General features: G+C 68.9%; 26 protein-coding genes. 13 read left to right on the forward strand and 13 right to left on the reverse strand.

What is annotated here, in order from left to right:
- The first annotated feature begins 21 nt into the window (after nucleotides 1-21).
- A protein-coding gene (locus tag ABH920_RS18085) for an IS3 family transposase (protein ID WP_370350291.1) occupies nucleotides 22-1,262 on the forward strand; the annotation gives its coding sequence in 2 pieces (ribosomal slippage) (nucleotides 22-304 and nucleotides 304-1,262; 1,242 coding nt in all).
- A gap of 85 nt (nucleotides 1,263-1,347) precedes the next feature.
- Here the strand turns inward: ABH920_RS18085 and ABH920_RS18090 are convergent.
- Both ABH920_RS18090 and ABH920_RS18095 read right to left on the reverse strand, forming a co-directional pair.
- Nucleotides 1,348-1,674, reverse strand: a complete 327-nt coding sequence (locus ABH920_RS18090; RefSeq protein WP_370350171.1) for a hypothetical protein — start codon at nucleotides 1,672-1,674, stop codon at nucleotides 1,348-1,350.
- 395 nt (nucleotides 1,675-2,069) lie between these two features.
- A complete protein-coding gene (locus tag ABH920_RS18095; RefSeq protein ID WP_370350172.1) occupies nucleotides 2,070-2,654 on the reverse strand; it encodes a histone-like nucleoid-structuring protein Lsr2 in 585 nt (194 codons plus the stop codon).
- 656 nt (nucleotides 2,655-3,310) lie between these two features.
- Between ABH920_RS18095 and ABH920_RS18100 the strand changes: the two genes are divergently transcribed.
- Both ABH920_RS18100 and ABH920_RS18105 read left to right on the forward strand, forming a co-directional pair.
- Nucleotides 3,311-3,811 (forward strand): helix-turn-helix transcriptional regulator, encoded by a 501-nt coding sequence (locus ABH920_RS18100; protein WP_370350173.1) that lies wholly within the window; start codon nucleotides 3,311-3,313, stop codon nucleotides 3,809-3,811.
- On the forward strand, nucleotides 3,709-4,542 hold the full coding sequence (locus ABH920_RS18105) for an XRE family transcriptional regulator (protein WP_370350301.1): 834 nt from the start codon (nucleotides 3,709-3,711) through the stop codon (nucleotides 4,540-4,542). The genes ABH920_RS18100 and ABH920_RS18105 overlap by 103 nt, the downstream gene beginning before the upstream one ends.
- Here the strand turns inward: ABH920_RS18105 and cutA are convergent.
- From cutA to ABH920_RS18125, 4 genes are all read right to left on the reverse strand, one after another.
- Entirely contained in the window at nucleotides 4,514-4,855 is a 342-nt protein-coding gene (cutA, locus tag ABH920_RS18110) for a divalent-cation tolerance protein CutA (RefSeq protein WP_370350174.1), read from the reverse strand. The genes ABH920_RS18105 and cutA overlap by 29 nt on opposite strands.
- 539 nt (nucleotides 4,856-5,394) lie before the next feature.
- Nucleotides 5,395-6,273: a hypothetical protein gene (locus ABH920_RS18115; RefSeq protein ID WP_370350175.1), complete on the reverse strand. Its 879-nt coding sequence runs from the start codon at nucleotides 6,271-6,273 to the stop codon at nucleotides 5,395-5,397.
- 8 nt (nucleotides 6,274-6,281) lie between these two features.
- Entirely contained in the window at nucleotides 6,282-6,674 is a 393-nt protein-coding gene (locus ABH920_RS18120) for a hypothetical protein (protein ID WP_370350176.1), read from the reverse strand.
- A 226-nt stretch (nucleotides 6,675-6,900) separates the two neighbouring features.
- On the reverse strand, nucleotides 6,901-9,783 hold the full coding sequence (locus tag ABH920_RS18125; RefSeq protein ID WP_370350177.1) for a discoidin domain-containing protein: 2,883 nt from the start codon (nucleotides 9,781-9,783) through the stop codon (nucleotides 6,901-6,903).
- A gap of 237 nt (nucleotides 9,784-10,020) precedes the next feature.
- Here ABH920_RS18125 and ABH920_RS18130 point away from each other — a divergent pair, with 237 nt between their 5' ends.
- From ABH920_RS18130 to ABH920_RS18140, 3 genes are all read left to right on the forward strand, one after another.
- Nucleotides 10,021-11,070: a LacI family DNA-binding transcriptional regulator gene (locus tag ABH920_RS18130; RefSeq protein WP_370350178.1), complete on the forward strand. Its 1,050-nt coding sequence runs from the start codon at nucleotides 10,021-10,023 to the stop codon at nucleotides 11,068-11,070.
- 105 nt (nucleotides 11,071-11,175) lie between these two features.
- Nucleotides 11,176-11,550 carry a hypothetical protein gene (locus ABH920_RS18135; RefSeq protein WP_370350179.1) on the forward strand — a complete coding sequence of 125 codons (375 nt, stop codon included), beginning with the start codon at nucleotides 11,176-11,178 and terminating at the stop codon, nucleotides 11,548-11,550.
- A gap of 46 nt (nucleotides 11,551-11,596) precedes the next feature.
- Nucleotides 11,597-12,226, forward strand: a complete 630-nt coding sequence (locus ABH920_RS18140; protein ID WP_370350180.1) for a TetR/AcrR family transcriptional regulator — start codon at nucleotides 11,597-11,599, stop codon at nucleotides 12,224-12,226.
- A gap of 43 nt (nucleotides 12,227-12,269) precedes the next feature.
- On the opposite strand, the gene ABH920_RS18145 is transcribed toward ABH920_RS18140, so the two are convergent.
- The 4 genes from ABH920_RS18145 to ABH920_RS18160 all read right to left on the reverse strand — a co-directional run bounded on the left by ABH920_RS18145 (nucleotide 12,270) and on the right by ABH920_RS18160 (nucleotide 15,947).
- Nucleotides 12,270-13,211 (reverse strand): amidohydrolase family protein, encoded by a 942-nt coding sequence (locus ABH920_RS18145; RefSeq protein WP_370350181.1) that lies wholly within the window; start codon nucleotides 13,209-13,211, stop codon nucleotides 12,270-12,272.
- A 51-nt stretch (nucleotides 13,212-13,262) separates the two neighbouring features.
- Nucleotides 13,263-14,540 carry an MFS transporter gene (locus tag ABH920_RS18150; RefSeq protein WP_370350182.1) on the reverse strand — a complete coding sequence of 426 codons (1,278 nt, stop codon included), beginning with the start codon at nucleotides 14,538-14,540 and terminating at the stop codon, nucleotides 13,263-13,265.
- Between the two features lie 110 nt (nucleotides 14,541-14,650).
- Nucleotides 14,651-15,226 carry a TetR/AcrR family transcriptional regulator gene (locus tag ABH920_RS18155; protein ID WP_370350183.1) on the reverse strand — a complete coding sequence of 192 codons (576 nt, stop codon included), beginning with the start codon at nucleotides 15,224-15,226 and terminating at the stop codon, nucleotides 14,651-14,653.
- 142 nt (nucleotides 15,227-15,368) lie between these two features.
- The gene (locus ABH920_RS18160) at nucleotides 15,369-15,947 is read right to left on the reverse strand and encodes a sugar O-acetyltransferase (protein ID WP_370350184.1); all 579 of its coding nucleotides are present in this window, start codon (nucleotides 15,945-15,947) and stop codon (nucleotides 15,369-15,371) included.
- 171 nt (nucleotides 15,948-16,118) lie between these two features.
- Here ABH920_RS18160 and ABH920_RS18165 point away from each other — a divergent pair, with 171 nt between their 5' ends.
- From ABH920_RS18165 to ABH920_RS18185, 5 genes are all read left to right on the forward strand, one after another.
- Nucleotides 16,119-16,673, forward strand: coding sequence for a hemerythrin domain-containing protein (locus tag ABH920_RS18165; protein WP_370350185.1), 555 nt, complete (start codon nucleotides 16,119-16,121; stop codon nucleotides 16,671-16,673).
- The gene (locus tag ABH920_RS18170; RefSeq protein ID WP_370350186.1) at nucleotides 16,673-17,068 is read left to right on the forward strand and encodes a WhiB family transcriptional regulator; all 396 of its coding nucleotides are present in this window, start codon (nucleotides 16,673-16,675) and stop codon (nucleotides 17,066-17,068) included. Before ABH920_RS18165 ends, ABH920_RS18170 begins: the two co-directional genes overlap by 1 nt.
- 40 nt (nucleotides 17,069-17,108) lie before the next feature.
- Nucleotides 17,109-17,750 (forward strand): DUF1345 domain-containing protein, encoded by a 642-nt coding sequence (locus tag ABH920_RS18175; protein ID WP_370350187.1) that lies wholly within the window; start codon nucleotides 17,109-17,111, stop codon nucleotides 17,748-17,750.
- Nucleotides 17,751-17,886: 136 nt separating this feature from the next.
- Entirely contained in the window at nucleotides 17,887-18,243 is a 357-nt protein-coding gene (locus tag ABH920_RS18180; RefSeq protein ID WP_370350188.1) for a PRC-barrel domain-containing protein, read from the forward strand.
- Nucleotides 18,244-18,271: 28 nt separating this feature from the next.
- A complete protein-coding gene (locus tag ABH920_RS18185) occupies nucleotides 18,272-18,436 on the forward strand; it encodes a hypothetical protein (protein WP_370350189.1) in 165 nt (54 codons plus the stop codon).
- Between the two features lie 26 nt (nucleotides 18,437-18,462).
- Here ABH920_RS18185 and ABH920_RS18190 read toward each other — a convergent pair whose 3' ends face one another.
- Together ABH920_RS18190 and ABH920_RS18195 are read right to left on the reverse strand one after the other, a co-directional pair.
- Nucleotides 18,463-18,798, reverse strand: coding sequence for a helix-turn-helix transcriptional regulator (locus ABH920_RS18190; protein ID WP_370350190.1), 336 nt, complete (start codon nucleotides 18,796-18,798; stop codon nucleotides 18,463-18,465).
- 2 nt (nucleotides 18,799-18,800) lie between these two features.
- The gene (locus ABH920_RS18195) at nucleotides 18,801-19,124 is read right to left on the reverse strand and encodes an STAS domain-containing protein (RefSeq protein WP_370350191.1); all 324 of its coding nucleotides are present in this window, start codon (nucleotides 19,122-19,124) and stop codon (nucleotides 18,801-18,803) included.
- A gap of 273 nt (nucleotides 19,125-19,397) precedes the next feature.
- Between ABH920_RS18195 and ABH920_RS18200 the strand changes: the two genes are divergently transcribed.
- Both ABH920_RS18200 and ABH920_RS18205 read left to right on the forward strand, forming a co-directional pair.
- The gene (locus ABH920_RS18200; RefSeq protein ID WP_370350192.1) at nucleotides 19,398-20,252 is read left to right on the forward strand and encodes a phosphatase PAP2 family protein; all 855 of its coding nucleotides are present in this window, start codon (nucleotides 19,398-19,400) and stop codon (nucleotides 20,250-20,252) included.
- Nucleotides 20,249-20,947 carry a phosphatase PAP2 family protein gene (locus tag ABH920_RS18205; protein WP_370350193.1) on the forward strand — a complete coding sequence of 233 codons (699 nt, stop codon included), beginning with the start codon at nucleotides 20,249-20,251 and terminating at the stop codon, nucleotides 20,945-20,947. Before ABH920_RS18200 ends, ABH920_RS18205 begins: the two co-directional genes overlap by 4 nt.
- Here the strand turns inward: ABH920_RS18205 and ABH920_RS18210 are convergent.
- The gene (locus ABH920_RS18210; protein WP_370350194.1) at nucleotides 20,925-21,866 is read right to left on the reverse strand and encodes a YihY/virulence factor BrkB family protein; all 942 of its coding nucleotides are present in this window, start codon (nucleotides 21,864-21,866) and stop codon (nucleotides 20,925-20,927) included. The two genes, ABH920_RS18205 and ABH920_RS18210, sit on opposite strands and share 23 nt — an antisense overlap.
- Nucleotides 21,867-21,936: the final 70 nt, after the last annotated feature.

Genomic DNA, 21,936 nt, shown 5'->3' on the forward strand with positions numbered 1-21,936 from the left:
TTTTGGAAGGATCGAGTCGTTATGTCGAACAGGAAGCCATACCCCGCTGATCTGCGGGATCGGGCGGTACGCCTGGTGTTAGAGACCGAGGACCAGTACCCATCCCGGGACGCGGCGGTCAAGTCCATCGCGGCCAAGCTCGGGATCGGGACGGCCCAGTCGCTGCGGAACTGGGTGCGTCAGGCCGAGGTCGATGCCGGCGCCAGGCCCGGGGTCAGCACCGCGGAAGCTGCCCGGATCAAGGCGTTGGAGCGGGAGAACGCCGAGCTGCGCCGGGCCAATGAGATCCTCAAAGCAGCAGCCAGTTTCTTCGCGGCCGAGCTCGACCGGCCACATCGACGCTCGTGAGATTCATCGACGAGCACCGGGACCGCTTCGGCGGCGTCGAGCCGATATGCACCACGCTCACCACGCACGGCTGCCCGATCGCCCCATCCACCTACTACAAGTTCAAGAAACGGCCTGTCTCGGCCCGGGCCCTACGCGATGCCGAGCTCAAGGCCCTCATCGCGCAGGTCCATGCCGACAACTACGGCGTGTACGGGGTGCGCAAAGTGTGGCGTCAGCTGCAGCGGCAAGGCCACCAGGTCGCCCGCTGCACCGTGGAACGTCTGATGCGCGAGCTGGGCCTGTTCGGTGTGGTGCGCGGCAAGAAGGTCCGCACCACGATCTGCGATCCGGCGGCCGAACGGGCCCCGGATCTGGTCAAGCGGGCGTTCGTCGCCGCAGCCCCGAACCGAGTCTGGGTCGCGGACTTCACACACGTGGCCGCGCACGCCGGCATCGTCTATGTGGCCTTCGTCGTGGACACCTACTCCCGCCGGATCGTGGGCTGGTCTGCGGCCACCAACAAGCGCACGCCCCTGGTGCTGGCCGCCTTGGAGATGGGCATATGGCAGCGTGACCGTGCCGGGCAGGAGCGCAACGGCCTCATCCATCACTCGGATGCTGGATCGCAGTACACCAGCTTCCGCCTCGCGGCCCACCTTGCAGGCGAAGGCATCGCCGCCTCCATCGGCACCGTCGGCGACGCCCTGGACAACGCACTCATGGAGTCGACGATCGGGCTCTACAAGACCGAACTGATCAAACGCCTCGGTCCCTGGCGCACCCTGACCGACGTCGAACTGGCCACCGCCGAATGGACCGACTGGTACAACAACCACCGTCTACACGGTGAGATAGGCCACGTCCCACCAACTGAATACGAGACAGCCTTCTACCAAAACCAGCAAACAGCCAAGCTCACAACCCAAACCTAGAGTCTGGACCGAAGCCGGGGCGGTTCAGCGGTGCGGTGCGGGTTGTCTGTGGTTTTACAGGCGGTTTTTACGGCCTCGCCTAAGCCTAGGCAAACGCGATCCGCGTCGCGCCGACCAGAAACACCGCTGCGAGGAAGGCGAACCCGAACACCGCCGGCGCGACTCGATCCGGACGAGAGGTCTTCCCTGTGGGAAACGCAGCTGCTGCCCACATCCCGCACAGCGTGAAGAAGCTGAGGAGTATGAGGAAGTAGACGGCAATCCCGGTCCCTTGCCGCGAGTTCCGGCCGTCTGCGGCAACCAGGGTTGTCACACTGGTGACCAGGATCGCGATGGTCGCCACCAATGGCACTGCCCACCAGCGCGGCGTTCGCGGGTAGTCAACGGCCGGCGATGTGTTTTTGAGGACCATGAGACCCCTCCCACGTCTTGACCATGAGCGCAGACGGCACCGCCGTCGCTCAGCTCATGGCGCAGATTGTAACGGCACGCCCCCATCCGGCGCCGGTGGCGCTGCGGAGGACTCTGAACCGCAGCCGCTCGGCAGCCTCCTCGCAACCTGATGGGAGCGCATGCCGGGAAACGATCACAAGGGCCCGCGCGACGCAGCGGGGCGGCGTCCGGGCCGGTGGCTCCGGCCAGCCGCCCGCGCGGCATGCGGCCTTTGGCCGGTCCGCGCGACCGAACTACACGCTCACCACAAGGGACAGCCGCTTGCCAGCCGAACCTGCCAGTACGGGCGGGCCCGGTACCGGTCGGTGCGGGCATGCAGATACCTTCACCGGGAACCAAGCCGCCTGCCACAGATCAGTAGAGACGCAGCACGCCGTCCGGGTCGGCCTGGACCACGAAGTCCTGGAACCACATTTTGGTACTGGTCAGGTTGTTCTCGATCATTTGCACGGCCGACGGGATGATCCGCAGCGTGGCAACGGGTGGCTGCGTGACGTCAAGACCGATGGCGACGAGCGGATGCTCGGGATTCCGGATGGTGACCGCGTCGACAACGAACAGGACCGAGTGCCTGTGGCGGTTGGGAAGGTGGGCTGTGAGCCGGTCGGGAGGCAGATCCGCGAACGCGCGATCCTCACAGATGTCGATGTGCGCTGTGAAGCCTTCCACTGTTGGCGCCCGTACCGCAGCGATCACCGCGAGCCAGGCATCGTCGTCGGAGAAATCGGTGCGGATGAGCAACGCTCCATGAAGGAAATGAGGCAGTAGTGGAAGCGCGCGGCCCTGGTCGTCGGGAATCCGGTCGAGCCCGTGTGCCCGCTCGTACCGAGCTATAAGATCGCTCGGAATGCGACCGCGATCCGAGATCTCCACACCATTCCGCCTCAGCCAAGCTCGCACAGTGCGGGCGTCTAAGCGGGTATCTGTCGGCTCAGGCATGCCGCGAGCCTAGCCATCGCCGCCGACAGCCTGGCCCGCCCTGCACACAGCACTACCGGACAAACCGCGCATCGGCCGGCTGCTGGCCCAGGTTGCTGAGGCGGCTACTAGTATCGCGCCCCACCCACCGCCCCACGCCTGCCCTGGGCTCAAATCACTTCTGCTGCGTCGCAGCTTGTCCAACGGACCAACCCTCAAGCTAGCGCCATCTTGTCGGCTCCATCGCCACGTACGCCCCACGCGAAATCTCATGCAGCGGCACCGGCGCACCACCGTTCAGCAGGCTCATGAGCCGTCCCCTTCCGGACAGTTCACCCAGGTCCGATACGCCCGCTCGTACTCGGCCTTGCCGAACATGCCGACCTTGCACACCCGGTTGATCCGAGGAGGGTCTGCCTCTTCAGGGCCCGGCCTGCAATCAGTGCAATTGCGCGCATGAAGGCGCAACCGGGCGTAGTCGCGGAGCGCGATGCGGCGTGCTTCCGCCTTTGGTGACATCACCACTGGTTCAAGCGCTCCGATCGAACCAGCCGGACGCCGCCTCAGCACACTCGCTTCCGGACCCGTTTCCATGCCACTAGCATGATTTGGATCAAGAGCAGCCAACGGCGCAGAATAGTAGGCAACTTAGGGCGTGGATCAGTAGCCTGATGGTGATGACCAACGAGCGACTTGTTGCCCTGAGACTTCGCTCCGGCTGGACACAAGCCGAGGTAGCTGAGCTGGTGGGCGACGCGGTTCAGCAGGCTACTGGCCGCAGGCCGGCCGTAGACGCTCAGGCAATCAGCCGCATGGAACGTGGCGAGGTCACTTGGCCAGTTGCGGCTACACGCCTAGCCTTGCAAGCTGTCTTCGGCGTCAGCTCAGACGCAGATCTCGGGTTGTTCCCCAAGAGACCCGTCGAGACGTTGAGAAGGTGGCCGCCACGAAGCGAAGAGATTTCCTGGCGCTTTCAGGTCTGGGATTGTTGGAGACCAGCCCCCGCTGAGTTGGGCAGCCAGATATCGAGGGCCTGCGAAGTCGGTCCGCTCGGCTCCGTGACCTGGATAACTACTTGGGTGGTGCCGACACTTTTCGGCTATACGGCACAGAGCTCGCCCACACGGAGCAGCTACTCAACGACGGCAACTACAGCGGCGCTACGCGCGTTGCGCTAACCGAGTTGGCAGCCGAACAAGCACAACAGGCGGGCTGGGCGGCTTTTGACGCAGGTCACGCCGTTCCCGCCCTTCAGTTGTTCGAGTACAGCCGTCGAGCTGCCGACGATGCCGGGAGCACCGACCTGGTGGCGAACTCATTCGTTCACATTGCCTATGCAACCGACGCGAGAACGGCGACACACGCGGCTGATGCCGCGTGTCAAGTAGTTCCGGTAGATGCTGCTCCTGCGACTCTCGCACTTGTGGCTTCCCGCCGAGCATGGTCGTACGCGGTCGCTGGAGACGTCGGCGGCGCAGAACACGCGTTGGAGCAGGCCTGGACCTCTTTGGAGTCGCGCCCACTAGCAGCTGCTCCGCACTGGTCAAGCTGGATAGACTCGACCGAGATCGAAATTATGACCGGGCGTGTATGGGCCGTGCTTCACGCTCCGGAAAAGGCTATTCCTGCGCTTGAGCGTGCGCTCCTGACCTACCCGGATCAATGGGCTAGAGACAAAGCGCTGTATTCAACATGGTTGGCGGATGCCTACATTGATGCTGGAGAGGTCGATCAGGCGGCATCAACGCTGGGTCGTGCCGTTACGCTCGCGAACCCCGTTGCTTCTGCCCGCCCAGCGAACCGGATCAAAGAAGTGGCCCAGCGTCTCACTGCCTATGGCCTTCCCGAGATGTCGCAACTGGCCGAACGGGTAGCGAAGCTCACCCCGCCGCTTCCGGCTGAGCTGTAGTGCGCTCGACCCAGTCGGCGTAGCTCTCGGCACACCAGGCCACCGGCGCCGCTGAGACCTCCGGGCTGTCCCACGGGTGCAGGTCGGCAAGACGTGCGGCCAGCGCATCACGCGACGACGAAGAGGTACGCAAGGTCACGCGCCATTCTTCGCCCTCGCCGAGCTCGCCGAGGTGCCAGAAGACGGAGATCGCGGGACCCGTGATCTCAGCCCCAGCGGCAAGTCGCTCGTCCACGGCCACACGCGCCAGCGTCAGGGCGTCGGCCTGGGTGGGTGTCGTGGACGTGACGGACCACACTCGCGCAGCTGTCATGTAGGCAGCCTAGACGCAAGTAGAGCCTTGAGCTGGGTCGGGGCACGGCTATTGCCGCCGCTACGGTGGCGCCTTCTCCGTGCACGGGGACGCCACCTGAAGCACTACGAGGGGACCCAGAACCAACACCCCACATGGTCCTTCGGACCCCCTCACCACGCCACCGGCCGGTCTGTCCTGTCGCCATCCGCAGCCGCCAAGGCGCCGGTTCTCACCGGAGCCGGCAGCCCGGCCACACCGGCCCGCTTGCCGTGCCGCTGCCGCCAGTCGCCAGCCGCCAGTGCATTGAGCGCACCGGTTCTAGTCGGAGCAGGTAGCCTGGCCGCGCTGCGGCGTCACCGCCCACCGTTGCCAACCGCGGGCCGCCGATGTTTCGCGCGGTCGTTTCGGCCGGTGCGCGGTCGTGTCCGCGCTCGCCGCCGGCCGCCAGTGCGAAACGAGTCGCTGAACCGAACTGCGTCCCCCTGCGAGGTCACCAAACCTTAAGCGAAGCCGTAAAAATCGCCTGTAAACCACAGCCCAACCGCAGCCGCCCCCGCCTACAGCGTCGCGCCCCGCAGCGTCGCGATGGCCTGCAATGTCGCGTATCCGCGCCACTCCAGGGCGGCGGCGGGGGAGTAGGCGCGGAACGTGACCTGCCATCCGCCGTCGGCCTGTTGCTGCGAGGCCAGGCGATGCAGGTCGGTGGTGATCGCGGCTTGGTCGAAGCGTGCGCGGGATCGGGAGTCGGCGTAGGCGCTGAAGTCCAGCAGGTGCAATACCTCGCCTTCTGCTTCCGGTACGGGGGTTGGGCCGTCGGTGGCCACGAATTCTTGGACGCGGTCGAACAGTTCCTCGGCGCGGGGGTCGTGGTCGGCGATGGCGTCGAGGAAGAGGAATACGAACATCAGCTCGTAGGGGTGGGGGGCCTCCTTGATCTGGTCGATCGCGTCCAGGCAGAAGTTCGTGGCCCCGGCCAGCCATGGGTGGTCCGCGAGGTCTTTGCGGTGCCGCGCGAGGCGGTGGGCCTGGGCGGCGAGTTGCGCCGTCATCTGCAGCGAGGATGTTCCCGTGTCGGCGCCGAGCCAGTGCGGGGCGCAGCCCGTCGTGTCGGAGTGCCGGAGGCTGAATGCCACGCCGCCGTCGGGCAGGGTGTGCTCGGCGAGCCAGTCGCAGATCTGCGGGGCGCGGTCGCTGTTGTCGCGGATGGCGGCGAGCGCCTCCAGTGCGTGCATGGCCGCGACCGGTTGGCTCGTGGACGAGCGCTGGTCCGGTTCCAGGCCCCATCCGTAGCCGCCGTCGGGGTTGCGGTAGGCGTCCAGGGCGGCCAGGACGCCTGCCGGGGAGCCTTCGTCGAGCAGGAACTGTAGGCGGCGCCTGTCGATGATGCGGGCGTGCGTTGCGACGAAGGACACCGCGGCGTCCAGGTCGATCTCCATGGCCTGCCTCAGCCCTGCTCGGGGGCCAGTGCGGCCAGAACGCGCTCGCGCAGCAGTTCGTACTCCTCGCGGCAGCGGCGGGGGCCGTCCGGTGGGCGGTGTACCACCTGGCCGTTGGTGACGGTGGCGCCGTCGAGGAAGCGGAACTGGTCGGCGGTGAGGTCGACTTCGGCGCCGTCGGGCAGCCGGTTCCAGTAGTGGTTCCAGACCATGGCGCCGTTCATGTGCACCTCGCCGTGGATCAGGTCGCCGCCCAGCAGGTCCTGGACGACGAGCGCCGTCACGCCGCACTGGCTCCCGGACGGATTGTCCGGCCGCCACTCGTCGCGTCCCACCGGATCGCACGTGTCCCGTCCCCAGGCGGCCTCGACCAGCGGCCGCAGCGTCTCAACGTTCAGCATCATTGGAGAGTCGCACAAGGGTCTGACAGCTACGACAATGACTGGAGTGGAAGCCGGTCAGGGGGAGGCGCGATGCGGCGTTGAGTCGAAGGTGGCTCACACGCCGCGACCTTCCGTGCATGAGCGCCACCAAGCTGCTCGCAGGGTTGTAGAGGCCGCAGATCAGATACAGATCTCTGCGGCCTCCGTCGCCTGGCTATCCCTTCTCAGCTATCGACCTCGTCGGTCACGGATAGGACGTGACGTCCGAAGGCGTCGTGTTTGACGGCGTCGCCGCTCCCGTCCCGTTGATGACGTGCTGGATCACGCCGACTCCGCCGAGCGACACGGTGAGCAGGTCGTGGAACTGCACGCCCGGGGTGTTCGGCGCCTCGAACGCGTGGTCGTTGACCACCGCCGGGTTGACGTTGAAGTAGCAGTAGCTGCCCATGCCGTACGCCTGGTGCGACGTCACGCCTGGCGCCACCTGGTACGCCGGGTACCCGTTGGTCGAGCCGTTCATCCAGGCCGCCTGGTTCGGCGGGTCGTAGGGGTTCTCGTTCTGGAAGAAGATCGTTTCGCCGCCCTGGCCGTTCCAGACGACTTCGCTCTTCTGGTAGTGCTCCACGAACAGGCCGGTCGCCAGCACGTTGTTGCCGTTGACGGTCAGGCCGTTGTCGGCGGTGTTCGTCGTCCAGCCCACCGTGCCCGCGTTGCCGTGGTCGGCGCGCCAGGCCCAGATGTCGTTGATCAGCGTGTTGTTGGCGTTGACCACCAGGCTGTCCGTCGCCTTGCCGGCGATGTCGCCGCCGATGCGGAAGAACACGTCCTGGACGGAGGTCGGGTTGGCGCTGTGGTTGGCGGACGACCCCTGCGTCCCGACGGTCAGCAGGGACGGGGAGTTGGTGGTGCCGGCGTCCAGCAGCAGGCCGCTGATGCGCACGCCGTCGACGTCGGCGGTCTGGATGGTGGTGTTGCCGTTGGTCGGGATGAGCGTCGGGAAGCCGGTGCCCAGCAGGACCGTGTTCGGGTTGTTGACGTTCAGCGTCTGGTCGATGTTGTAGACGCCGGGGGTGAAGAACAGGCTGCAGCCCTGGGAGAGGGCGGCGTTCATCTGCTCGGCGGTGTTGTTCGGGGTGACCACGAAGAACTGGCTCATCGGCAGCGAGGTGCCGGGAGTCGGGCCGTTCGCCCAGCTCGGGCCGGAGGCGTTGGTCCGCAGCGAGGGCAGGAACACGTGGTAGTTGCCCGAGGAGTCGACGTACAGGTACGGCACGTCGCGCGACGTCGGCGTGGTGGCCAGCGTCGTCATCGGCGGGGTCGGGAAGCTCTGCGCCGGCGCCCCGGTCACTCCGGAGAACACCATGTTCCAGACCGATCCGCTCCAGCTGCCCAGGTTGCTGTCCTGGGTGTACCACTGCTGCTGGGAGACGCTGGAGGCCTGTCCGGAGATCTTGGAGTCCGCGACGTAGCCGCCGCTGGCGTAGCCGTAGCTGGCCGGGTACATCTGGAGCCCGCCGTGGATGTCCATGCGGCGGAACGGCCCGGCCTGCGCGACCGCCCAGCGGGTGTTGCCGGCCGACGGGTTGACCGCCATGTTCTCCGCCGAGCGCCAGAAGTTCTGGGTGGCGTTGCCGGTCCCGTCGAACGCGTCGACCGTGACGTCCCCGTTGATGGTGACGTCGTCAGGGTTCTGACCCAGGCCCTGGATCGAGGTGTAGTAGCCGATGTTGGCGGTGTTGCTGTAGGTGCCCGGCTTGAACAGCAGCGAGTAGCGCTGGGTGCCGAACTGGTTCAGCTTCTGGGTGTTGAACACCGAGTCGAGCGTGGACTGGATGCTCGCGCTGGACATGCTCGGGTCGAAGACGTAGACGTTCGGCCCGAAGTTCGGCGTGTTCGACTGGTTGGTGCAGCCGGTCGCGACGCCGGTGACGGTCCAGGTGAAGGACGCGGTCCCGCTGGCACCGGCGCCGTCGGTGGCGGTCACCGTGGTGGTGAAGGTGCCGGCGGCACTGGCCGTGCCGGTGATCAGACCGGAGGCGGCGTTGATCGACAGGCCGGTCGGCAGGCCGGTGGCACTGTAGGTCAGGGTCTGCCCGGAGGCCGAGTCAGAGGCCTGGATCTGCAGGTTCGCGGCGGTGTTGAGGGTCGTGGTCTGGTTTCCGGGGCTGGTGACGGTGACGCCGGTCCCGCCTGTGGAGCTGCCGGTGTGGACCTGGAACTCCCACAGCGAGTAGCCGTAGGCGGTGTTGCGGGCCGTGCCGTACATCCGGATGTAGCGCCCGGATCCGCTCACGTTGAGCGTCTCGGTGCCGCCGGGGCCGGTGGTGGTGGAGTAGATCGTGGTCCAGGTGGCGGCGTCGTTCGAGGTCTGGATCTGGTAGGCCTTGCCCGAGGCGGCCTCCCAGTTCAGGACGACCTGGCAGATCGACTGCGTGCTGCCCAGGTCGACCTGGAGCCACTGCGGGTCGGAGAACTGCGAGGACCAGCGCGTGCCGAGGTTGCCGTCGACCGCTGCTGACGCCGGGAAGGTGGCGTTCTCCAGCGAGGACGCGGTGGCCGGCTGGTTCAGCGCGGCGTTGGCGGTGCTGCAACCGCCGCCGGAGCCGAGCGTGCCGTAGACCTGGAACTCCCACAGGGAGTAGCCGTACTGCGTCGCCCGGGCCGTGCCGTACATGCGGACGTAGCGGCCGCTGCCGGCGACCGTCAGGGTCTGGATGCCGCCGGTTCCGGTGGTGGTGGAGTAGATCGACGTCCAGGTGGTGCCGTCGTTCGAGGTCTGGATCTGGAAGGCCGTGGCGTAGGCGGTCTCCCAGTTCAGCACGACCTTGTCGACGGTGGCGGTCGCGCCGAGGTCGACCTGGAGCCACTGCGGGTCGCTGAAGGCGCTGGACCAGCGGGTGCCGGTGTTGCCGTCGGTGGCGTCGGCCGCCGGGGTGCCGGCGTTCTCCTGGGACGAGGCGGTCGTGGGCTTGCCCTGCGAGAGCAGGCTGTCGGCGGCGTGCGCGGCCGACGGCGCGACGACTGCGTAGGCCGCCATGCTCAGGACGAGGAGGAGCAGGAACGCGGCGTGCAGGGGGCGGATCAGGGGTCTCCGATGGAGTGTCCCACCGGAGGAGAAGGCCTTCATGACATCTCCTGCTTGGTCAGGGGTTGTTCAGGCGGCGCGTCGCGGGGTTCGGCGGCGCGGATGGTCCCCGTCGTCGTGCGTGGAACACGGAGAGCGCTCTCTCGCAAGGGCGATCGTCGCGCTGAAGTTTCCGGAATGTCAACGGATTCTGCGACCGAAACTCGGTGGAAGGGTGCTGAATCGGTTCAGTCCCCGGGTCGGAGGGAGAGCGCTCTCCGCCCGTGCTATAAACGAAACATGGCCGCCGACGAGGGGATACCGCGCGCACCGACGCTCGAGGACGTCGCGCGGGTGGCCGGCGTCTCGCGGGCGACGGTGTCCCGCGTCGTGAACGACACCCGCAACGTCGACCGCCGCATCCGGGAGGTCGTGCAGGCCGCGGTGGCGCAGACCGGCTATGTGCCGAACCAGGCGGCCCGGTCGCTGGTGACCCGGCGGACCGGTTCGGTGGCGCTGGTCGTGTCAGAGGCCGAGCACCGGAGCTTCGACGACCCCTTCGTGGGCCGGGTGTTCACCGACCCGTTCTTCGGCCGGGTGGTCAGCGGGATCATCAGCGTCCTGCGTCCGCGCGCGGTGAGCCTGGTGCTGATGCTCGCCGAGACCGACGACTCGCGCCGCCAGCTGATCGACTACCTGCGCCAGGGGCACGTCGACGGCGTGCTGCTGATCTCCACGCACGCCGACGACCCGCTGCCGCCGATGCTGATCGAGTCCGGCCTGCCCGCGGTGCTCTCCCGCCGCCCGACCACCCCGATCCCGATCAGCTACGTCGACGCCGCCCAGCACGCCGGCGCGGGCCTGGCCGCCGACCGGCTGGCCGAGCGCGGCTGCCGCCAGGTGGCGACCATCTCCGGCCCGCTGGACATGCCGGCCGGCCAGGACCGCCTGCACGGCTTCCGCGAGGCGATGGCCCGCCACGGGCACGCGTTCGTGCCGTCGGTGGAGGGCAACTTCACGCGCGACAGCGGCGAGCAGGCGATGCGGGAACTGCTGGATCGCTACCCGGACATCGACGGCCTGTTCGCGGCCAACGACCTGATGGCGCAGGGCGCGCTGCTGGCGCTGCACGACCGGGGGATCGACGTCCCCGGGCGGGTGGCGGTCATCGGGTTCGACGACAGCAGCGCGGCCACGGCGTGCCGACCGCCGCTGACCACGGTGCGGCAGCCGATCGAGGATATGGCAGCGGCCATGGCGGAGCTGCTGCTGGCGCAGATCGACGATCGGGAGCCGCGGGTCACGTCGCGGATTTTCGAGCCCACGTTGGTGGTTCGGGAGTCGGCGTGACGGCGTGTCCTTGGCTCACCGTGGGATGACCTCGGAAGGCGCGATGATCTATCTTGCTGATCGAGTCGATCCCGGACGCATGGACCCGAACGGAGGACCACTACCGTGACGGTCTTCGCCTGCTCCTGCAAGCAGCCTCTCAGCGCTGACCTGCGTGAAGTTCCTTTGCCCCCGCCCGTCATCGAGGAGGCACCCGGCGTCGATACGTTCCTCCCGCCGTGGATGCCGCGCGGGACCTACGCCATGAATCACCACACCGGCGAGTTCGTACTGCACCCGGACGATGTCACCTCGATGGCGGCTCACCCCGAGCCCCGACGCAGTCGCGGCTGCTGTGGCCTCGACGGTCTCAGCGGCCCCAACCTGGTCTGCGACAGCTGCGGTGCGGAAGTGGCGACCCAATATTCAGACTGCTGGTCCCAGCAATATGTCGGACTGGTCCCGGAGTCTGTAGTCATGACCACCGCGCCACCAACGTGACCCCGTGAAGTTCCGGCAGCCCAAACTATACTGATAAGTTGAGTTCATGGCCGAAGGACGACAGCTGCGCGGCGCGGCGCTCAAGGAGCGGATTCTCGAGGCGGCGCGGGTGACGTTCCTGCGCGAGGGGTTCGACGCGAGTATGGACGAGGTCGCGGCGGCGGCGGGGACCACCAAGGTCAGTGTCTACGGGCACTTCGGGACCAAGGAGGCGTTGCTCGCGGCGGTCGTCCACGACCAGTTGGGCCGGGCGTTGGCGGAGCCGATGCGGCTGGTCGTGGAGCGGTTGGCTGATTCGGCGGATGTGCGCGGGGACCTGACGGAGGCGTGCCGGGCCTGGGTGGCCGGGATCGCGTCGCCGGACATGCTCAGCCTGCGCAACCTGGTCGTGGGGGAGCAGCGGCGCTTCCCGCAGCTCGGCGAGGTGTGGCGGGAGCGGGGGCCGGCGCGCTTTCACGCGGTGATCGCCGATGCGCTGCGGCGGCAGGTCGACGCGCGGCGGCTCAGCATCGCCGACGTGGATCTGGCGGTGCTTCAGCTGTCGGGGCTGGTCGTCTCGCCGAACCTGATCTACGGCGCCTACGGGGATCCGGTGGATCCGGACACCCGCGAGCGCCTGATCGTCGCCGGTGTGGACATGTTCGTCAACGAATACCGGTACCGCGCCAACGCCTGACGACGGCCCTGAAGACGGCCCCTGACGCTGTCCGAGGGGTCGCTCACCCGATGCCGAGCACCCCGGCCGCGTTCTGGTCGAGGACCGCCTTGGCCTCGGCGGGGTCGATCTTCGGGTCGTTGATGTAGTCGATCGCGCGCACGAACACGTCGCCGCTCTCGTACGGGAAGTCGGTCCCGAGCAGCAGCCGGTCCGCGCCGAAGGAGTCGATCGCGGCGCGTAGGGCCGGGACGTGGCCGTGCCCGACCGTGTCGTACCACATCCGGCGCGCGATCTCGCTGGGGAGGCCCGGGGTTTCGGGCGCCTCCCACTGGTACTGGTTGTCGGCCCGCTGCAGCAGCATCGGCAGTGCCCCGCCGAGGTGCGAGTTGATGATCCTGATGTCGGGGTAGCGCACCGGGATGCCGTGCGTGATCAGCTGCATGATCGAGATGGTGTCCTCGATCGGCGCGCCGACCATCCACGTCAGGTGGTGGTCGGCGATCAGCGGCGAGCAGGCGTTGTTGCCGGCCGGGTGCAGGAACAGCACGGCGCCCCGGCGGTCCAGCTCGGCGAAGACCGGCTCGAACTCGGGCTCGACCAGGGCCCGGCCGAGGACCGTGGTGGTCATCGTCACGCCGGCCATCCGCAGGTCGCCGAGCGCGCGGCCGGCTTCTTCGAGAGCTGCGTCGACGTGCGGCAGCGGGAGCGCGGCGAAGGCGCGGAAGCGGTCCGGACGCTGCGCCACCAGCTCGGCGTACTGGTCGTTGACGAACCGCGCCGCGGCGACGGCCTTGTCCCGGTCCTCGCCGTACGGCAGCTGCGGCGACGCCGAGAGCACCTGCGTCTCGACGCCCGCGCGGTCCATCAGCCGCAGCCGGGCTTCCAGCTCCTCGCCGCCCCCGGCGCCCATGCCGCGCTGCGTGCCGGTGTCGGTCTTGCCCAGGGCGACCAGCAGGTCGAGGTAGTCCTCGGTCCAGTAGTGCGCGTGTACGTCGATCCTCATGGTGGATCTCCTCTCCGGCCTGACTGCGTCCAACTATACCAGCTAGTATAGTTAAGCCACGGCGTGCCGGGACCTGCTCATGACGGCGAAGCCGATCGTCGCGACGATTCCGAAGACGGCCGGGAGGAGGAACACGTGCGGCAGCCCGAGCCCGTTGACTCCGAGGCCGCCGGTGACGCCGCCGACGGCGCTGGCGATCGCCGGCGACGTCATGAAGATGGCCGACGCGGTGGCGACGGCCTCCGGCAGCAGCCGCTGGGCCACGATGATGCCCAGCGCCGCGAACACGCCCCACACGCAACCCATCAGGATCTGGCCCGCGAACATGCCGGCAGTGTTTCCAGTCAGGGCGAAGCACAGATTCGCGCCCACGCCGCAGCCGGCGCCGAAGATCATCAGCCGCATCATGCCGATGCGGCGCGCGGTGATCACCGCCACCGGCATGAGGATCAGCTCGATGAGAGGCTGGATCGCGATCACCGCTCCGCTGACCGCGGTCGGCAGGTGCATGTCGGTGCGCATGTAGATGGTGAGGTAGCCGTACTTGATCGGTTCTCCGGCGTAGACGAAGCAGTACAGCCCGGTGAACGCCAGCAGCGGCAGCATCGCGCGCAGCCCGGGACGCCGCGGCACGTGATCGGCGTGCGGACGAGGCGGATGAAGCGAATGAGACTTGACGGCGACCGCCGGACCTCGCGCGGTACTTGCCGTGCGCGCGAAGCCCATCGGGAAGATCTGGGCAAGCGTGCACAGCCCCGTCGCGCCCAACATCACGCGCGGCCCGGCGGTCGCGGCCAACAACGAACCCAGCACCGGCCCGACGATCCACCCGGCCGTCAGAGCCATCCGCACGATCGAGACGACTCCGTCCCCTGCGGTGCCGACGGTCCCGACCGTCTCCTGGAGGCTGTCATGGAGCTCGGCGAACAGTTGCGACCCCGCAGCGCCTGCGAAGGCCAGCACGAGCGCGCTGATCACGAACGGCATCCACACCTGGTTCGAGGCGGCCATGCCGAACCAGCCGACGGCGCTGGCGACGGCACACGCCCGGAACAGTCCCAGACGCTTGCCGGTACGATCCGAGCGCGTCCCGATCAGGTAGCCGGCCAACGGTGCGGTGATGTTCGTCAGGTAGTACAGACCGGCCGTGGTCAGCGACGTGTGCAGATCGTCGACCAGGAACAGGGTGATCTGCGGGGCGGCGGCGGAGACCCCGAGCCCGGACAGGAACAGCGAGACGGTCGCGCCCCGGTACAGCGGTGAGGCGAGCACCGTGCGCAGCGCGGACGGGGCGGCCGCGACCTCATCGTCGGCGAGTGCTGATGCCACGGTGGGATCCCCCTGGAGAACGGCGCATTGTGTACGTTCGTACGTATCGCGATACGTACGAACGTACACTGACGGCTTCGCCGCCGGAAAGGGGTTTCCGGTTCCGGAACTCAGCCCGCGGTGATGCGGCGCACGGCCTCGGCGGTCCGGGCGCGCTCGGGCGGGATGGTGTCCAGCGCGGCGTGGAGGAAGAGCCCTTCGATCAGCGCGTCGAGCATGTGCGTGGTCGGCTCGTCGAAGAACGTCCGCAGCGCGCGGCGGCTGCGCGCCATCCAGTCGCAGGTCAGGGTGCGGAACTCCGGTTTGCGCGCGGCCAGGGTGTAGAGCTCGGTGGTCAGCACGAGTTCACGCTGCGAGTCGAGCAGGTCGGCGTGGATGAGCCCGACCACCGCGGCGCGCGCCTCGTCGGCGGTCGCGGCCTGCCGGAACCACTGCTCGTAGCGGGTGGCGATGGTGTCGGCGAACTTCTCGAAGGAGACCCGCAGTAGCTGGTCCATGTCGTCGAAGTGGTAGGTCATCGACCCCAGCGGCACGTCGGCGTGCGCGGCGACCTTCCGGTGCGAGACGCCGGCGACCCCGACCTCGGCGATCACGTCGAGCGTGGCGTCGATGATGCGGCCGCGCCGATCGGGATCGAAGCGGCGGCTGCGGGCGGCGGCCGGTCGTCGCGCGCCTGAGGGTTTCACGCCGGAGGGTTTCACGTCAGAGGGCTGCGCGCTGGAGGGTTGCGTGCGTCGCGCGCTGGAGGGTTTCACGCCGGAGCGCCGCGCGCCTGAGGGTGTCGCGTCTGCGTCCATTGCGCCCATCGTATTACCGCGCCGGCCCGGGCTAGAGCTTGCGGACCACGCGGGCCGGCGAGCCGAGCGCCAGGCAGCCGGCCGGGATGTCGCGCGTCACGACCGCCCCGGCGCCGATCACGCTGTCTGCGCCGATGGTGACCCCGGGGCAGACGATGACGCCGCCGCCGAGCCAGACGTTGTCGCCGATGGTGATCGGCCGCGCGGACTCCAGCCGGTCCTTGCGCGGCTGCGGCTCCACCGGGTGCACGGGGGTGAGGAGCTGCACGTTCGGGCCGATCTGGCAGTCCTCGCCGATCACGATGGGGGCGACGTCCAGGGCGGTGAGGTTGTAGTTGATGAAGGTACGCGCTCCGACCGTGAGGTAGGTGCCGTAGTCGACATAGAGCGGAGGCCTGATGTGCGCTTGCTCGCCGAGGCGGCCGAGCAGCTGCTCCAGGATCGGGCGGGCCGCGTCCGGGTCCTCGACGTAGGCGGCGGCGTACTGCGCCTGCAGGCGTACGGCCCGCTTGAACTGCTCGAAGCTGTCGGGGTCGTCGGCGATGTACCAGTCCCCGGCGAGCATGCGCTCCCGGTTGGTGCGGTCGTCCCCGGCGAAGTAGTCGGTCATGCGGCTGATGCTACCCGCCGATGCGTACGATCGTACACATCGGCTCGGGGCGATCAAGGAATCATGCCGGGCGCGATCCACGGCTGTTTACTCTCAGGCGGGCCGGGCAGCAGGAGGCTTCGCGGTTCAACCCCGCGATCCGCGCAGAGCCGTATCGGAGGTGCAATGTCAATGACCGACGACGCTCCCGACGTCATCGCGGTGCTCAGACATGACCACCAGCACGTCGAGGAACTGTTCCAGAAAGTCCAGGACCATGCCCGGTTCCGCGACCGCCGCAAGGAACTCGTGGACCAGGTCACCATCGAACTGGTCCGGCACATGGCGGCCGAGGAGGAGTACGTCCACCCGATCGTCCGCGACGGCGCCGACGGACCGGCGGTCGTCGACCGCGTGGTGGCCGCGAACGCCGCGGCCGAGGCGCTGATGAAGCAGCTCGAACCCCTCGCGCCCACCGACGAGACCTTCGACCGGGTGTTCATCAAGCTGATGGCCGCGACCCGCAGCCATGCCGCCGACGACGAGGCGCGGCTGTTCCCGCACCTGGCTGAGGCCTGCCCTCCGGCGGAGTTGCGTGATCTCGGCGCGAAGGTGCGGGCCGTCCAGTCGATCAGGCCGACCCGGCCGCGCCGGCCGGTGTCCGTGGCGGCTCCGGACGACCCGCTCGCCGGACGCGTGCCGGGGCTGATCGACCGCGTCCGCGACGCGTTGGCAGGAGGCCGCTGATGGCCGGCACCGGGACGCCCGGCCGTACGGGCAACGCCGGCACCCGGACGCGTGGAGCCGGCACCGGCACGCCGAAGCGCCGGAACGGTGCCCGTTCGCGGGTCCTGCGGCTGCGGACGCCGGGGGACGACATGGAGGGCTGGGTCCAGCAGGGCGCCTGCCGGACCAGCGAGCCGGAGCTGTTCTTCCCCGTCACGCCGCCCGGGTTCTCGCGGCAGCAGCGCCAGCTCGCCGAGGCGAAGGCGGTGTGCCACCGGTGTCCGGTGATCGAGTCCTGCCGCGGCTGGGCGATGGCTCATCCGCAGCTGGCCCAGTACGGGGTGTGGGGAGCGATGTCCGAGGAGGAGCGCCGTTCGGCCCGTCGTCGCGGTGATCGGGCGAGGTCCCGTCCTTGATGCGCGAGCACGCACACGCCCAAGCGCCGGAGACCGGAGCGTGACCGGCCGACGCTTCAGCTCGGCGCGGACGAAACTGCTGGTCTCGGCGGTCGCGGCGACGACCGCGGGCGTGGCCGCGGCGCTGGTGGGAGCCGGCCGCGCCGCGCCCCTGATCGCGTGGGACGTGCTGGCGGTCGTCTTCTGCGCGTGGGTGTGGTCCACCATTTGGGGCCTGGACGCGGAGGGCACCGCGGGTCACGCCAAGCGCGAGAACCCCAGCCGGGACATGGCCGACCTGGCTCTGCTCGGTGCCGCGGTCGCCAGCCTGGTCGCCGTCGGGGTCGTGCTGTTCGGAGCCGGCCACGCGAGCGGGAACACCAAGTACCTGCAGGCCGCGCTGGCGCTGTTCTCGGTCTTCGTGTCCTGGACGCTGGTCCACACCGTGTTCACGCTGAAGTACGCGCGGCTGTACTACTCCGGCCGGGTCGGCGGCATCGACTTCAACGAGCCGGACGACCCGCAGTACAGCGACTTCGCCTACCTGGCCTTCACGATCGGCATGACCTTCCAGGTCTCCGACACGAACATCGAGACCAAGGAGATCCGGCGGACGGCGCTGCGGCACGCCTGGCTCTCGTTCCCGCTGGGCGCCGTGATCATCGCGACGTCGATCAACCTGGTGTCCGGGTTGGCGAAGTGACACCAGGGGTCCGAACCCGCCGCTGACAACCCCTGGACCTGCGGTGTTTCATTCGCGCCGATCTGCGCACAAGGGAAGAATCGAACGCAGGGGCCGAGGCGGCTCGCGCCATCGGCCCGGTGCGAGAGGAGCCCCGATGATCCAGGCAGCGGACCTGCGGGAGTGGCGGACCAGCGATGTGGTCGACTCAGGCGGGCACAAGATCGGCTCCTTGGAGGCGGTCTACGTGGACACCAGCACCGACGAACCCGCGATGGCCACCGTCCAGGTGGGCCTGCCCACCCGGCACCGGCTGGTGTTCGTCCCCCTGGACGGGGTGATCGTGGGGCCCGGCTACGTCAAGGTCAACTACGCCAAGTCGCTCGTGAAGGGCAGTCCGGCGATCGGTACTGACGACGTCCTGCCGTTCGAGGACGAGGAAGCCGTGTTCCAGCACTACGGGTTGCAGTACGAGCCGGGCGCCGCCGGGGAGCGGCAGCTCGCCCGGCGCTGACCGTTCGTGCTCGACAGGAAGGAGCATCATGGTCGTGTTCTTGCTCGTGATCCTCGCGGCGATGGTGCTCGGCATCATCGGCGCCGTCGCCCACGGGTTGTTCTACCTTTTGCTCATCGGCTGCGTGCTCGTCGCCGCGGACATCGTCTATGGCGTGGTGCGGCTTCGCCGGCCGCGGCAGCCGCAGCGGTGAACGCGTTCCGACAGGCATCACCGGTGTCAGGCGGGCCCGGACTCCTCTGACCGAGGCGCCGGGTCCTCCTCGGACGTCTGCGCCAGAACCTCCAGCAGGGGCCCGACGACAAGCCCCTCCTGCGAGCTGTGACGGAAACCGCGGTCCCGGTGCACGGTGTACGTCGTCCGGCGCCCGGTGCGGTGGCGGCTGATGTAGCCGGCCGATTCCAGGTCGTTGATGATGCCCAGGGTCGTGCGCTCGGTCAGGCCGGCTTCGCGGCTCAGGTCGCTGACCCTGGAACGGGGGTTCTTGGCGATCGCCACCAACACGTGGCCGTGCCCGGTCAGCAACGTCCACACGCCGTCGGAGCCGTGCGTCATGGCTAGTCCTCCGCGACCGGCCCCTTGACCGAGAAGAGCTCCGCGACGCCGGCGAGTTCCAGGACCCGCAGCACCGGCTCCGACGGGGCCGCGACGACGAGGTCGCGGCCGTTGTCGACGGCGCGCTGCCGGGCGTGCACCAGGACGCGCAGTCCCATGGAGTCCAGGAAGTCGACCTGCGAGCAGTCGATGACCAGGTCCGTCGAGCCGTCCCAGGCCTGGTCGAGGTCGGCCTGGAAGCGGGCGTGCGCGGCGAGGTCCACGTCGCCGGCGACGGTGAGCACCACGCGGCCGTCGTCGTGTCTGGTGCTGGTGGAGAAGTCCATGGCAGGCTCCCGGTGCTCCGCGCTTCTCCGGCGTCGAGTCGCCGGTGATGTGGCACCAGCTTTCGGCAGCGGCGGGGGCTCTGTCAACTGATACGTGAAAAGTTTCTCGTGTTATTTGTTTCCGCTGATGTATCCGCCGGTTTGAGGTGCGGGGCCGGGGTATGCCTCGCCGTCCGACACGAAGGAGGATTCGTTCATGCGAGAGGACATCGAGCCCACCGACGGCGCGGCGATCGAGCTCACCGACGGCGCGGCGGTGGATGGGGAAAGCGGATGAGCGCGCCGGCGTCTTTGCGCCGCACCGTGCACGAACGCTTCGGCGCGCGCCTCGGGCTGACGCTGTTCGTCGCCGTCCCGGCCGCCGCACTGGCCGGGCTGCTCGCCGTCGCGGTGGAGAGCGCCTGGGATCCGTTCCGGCAGCTCGACCAACACACCGCGTCCTACCTCCACAACCACACGTCCGGCCATCCGCTCGCCATCAAGATCCTGCTGCGGGTGTCGGACTACGGCGGGCCCACCCCCGCGCGCGTCCTCGTCGCGGTCGTCGCCATCGTGCTGTGGCTGCGCGGTGCGCGCCGTCTGGCGCTGTGGGCGGTCGCGACGATGGCGGCCGGCGCGGCCCTGGACACCGGGCTGAAGGCGCTGGTCGACCGGGCCCGGCCGCACCTGCCGAACCCGTTCGCGCACGCCCCCGGCGCGTCGTTCCCCTCCGGCCACGCCATGGCCTCCGCGCTGGCCTGCGGGATCCTGGTTCTGATCGCACTGCCGCTGGTCGGCAGGGTGGGCAAGGTCGTCGCGTGGACGATCGCGGCGCTGGTCGTGTTCGCGGTCGGATACAGCCGGGTGGCGTTGGGCGTGCACTGGGTCACCGACGTGGTGGGCGCCTGGTTGCTGGCGCTGGCCCTGCTGGCGGCCTCGGTCTCGGCGTTCCAGACCTGGCGGGTCGAGCACGGCCTGCGGCGGGCACATCCGGTGACCGAGGGCGTGGAACCCGAGGAGCCGAACGAGCCCGGGGAACTGAACCAGCCCGAGGAGCTGGACGAGCCCGAGGAGCCGACCGAGTACGAGGGCCGAGCCTCTGCCGAGCAGCAGCCGTTGCCCGCCGAAACCGATGGGAGCAAGCGGTGACCGCGACAACGGCCCACGCGGCCTCGCGGCGCGACGTCCGCAGCGCCGCGATAGGCCTGATCCTCGGCGCCGGCGCCATCCTCGCCCTGCTGGTCGCCGTCGGTTGGCTGGTCACCGGTCCGTTGGCGCACGTGTGGCCGCTGAGCGCCGAGGACGGCGTCAACCGCGCCCTGGCGCGGCACCGGAATCCCGCTCTGAACGGCGTCTCAGGGTTCTTCTCAACAGTTGCGAACACCCCGTCGGCCATCGCGCTCAGCGCCGTGGCGGTCATCGCCATCAGGGTCCTGACCCACCGCTGGCCCGCGGCGCTGTTCGTCGCCACTGCCCTGGCGTGCGAGGTCAGTGTCTTCCTGGTGACCACCTTGGTGGTCGATCGCCCGCGGCCGGCGGTGCCGCACCTGGACGTCGCCCCGCCGACCTCCAGCTTCCCGTCCGGCCACACCGCCGCCGCGACGGCCCTGTACGCGGCCGTCGCCGTCGTGGCCTGGCGGTGCGGCGCCTCCTGGCCGGTGTGGCTGCTGATGGCCGTGCCCTGCGCGGTCGGCTTCTCACGGCTCTACCGGGGAATGCACCACCCCAGCGACGTCGTCGCCGGGGCGATGCTCGGAGCGCTGTGCGTACTGCTCGCCGATCGGGTCGTGCTCGGCGATGGCTCCGCACGGCGCGAGCCGATCAGTCGCCGGGGTCGGCGGTGATCGGCGAGCGGACCCCGGCGCGGCGGCTCTCCAACTGCGCGGCGAACGCGATCCCGTAGAACAGCGCGATGGAGCTCAGGTTCGCCCACAACAGGAACGCCAGCACCGCGGTCAGTGGTCCGTACGTGGCGCCGAAGGTGTGGCTGCCCTCGACGTACCACGCCAGCAGCGCGGTGGCCGCGGTCCACACCACCAACGAGACCGCGGCGCCGAACACCAGCCAGGTCGCCGAGGGCTGGCGGCGGCGCGGCGCCTTGCGGAACAGGATGCCGGCGGAGACCAGGGCCAACAGGATGCCGATCGGCCAGCGCGCCAGGTCCCAGGCGTGCAGACCGCTCGGCGGCCAGCGGTACGTATCGGCCAGGGCACTGCCGAAGGTCCCGCCGAAGACCAGCAGCGCCAGACCGCACGCGATGGGTATTCCGGCGAGCACCGCGCGCAGGAACGCGCCACCGTACTTGGCCAGGGCGGGACGATCGCGCTGCAGACCGTAGATGCGGTTGGCGCCGCGCTCGATCTGACCCATGGCCAAGGTCAGCGACAGCAGCGCCGCCGCCAGGCCCAGCGCCACCGCCGTGCGGCCGCCGTCCCCGGCGTTCTCCAGGGCCTGGTGCACGGCGGCGCGGCTGGCCGGGGGCGTGACCCGTTCGATGGTGTCCTGCAACGCCTGGCCCCACCGCGCGTCGTGCGCCGTCTGCGCCAGGCCCACCAAGGCGATCAGGCCCGGGATCGCGGTGAGCGCCATCTGCAGCGCCAGGGCGCGCGCGTGGCTGAAACCGTCGCCGTAGCGCAGGCGCAGGAACGCGTCGCGCAGCAGGGTCCCGGTCCCGGTACGGCGCAGGGTCCGCCAGGCGTCATCCGCGGACAGCTCCTCGCCCGACATCGTCCGGGTCTGCGGTACTTTCGTCGTGGTCGACATGGCGCCCGGATGTCCAGGCGGCGCGGAAACATGCGCGGTTTGGACGACGGGCCGAGGGCACCAGGGGGCC

This window comes from Catenulispora sp. EB89 (assembly GCF_041261445.1).
Classification (GTDB): domain Bacteria; phylum Actinomycetota; class Actinomycetes; order Streptomycetales; family Catenulisporaceae; genus Catenulispora.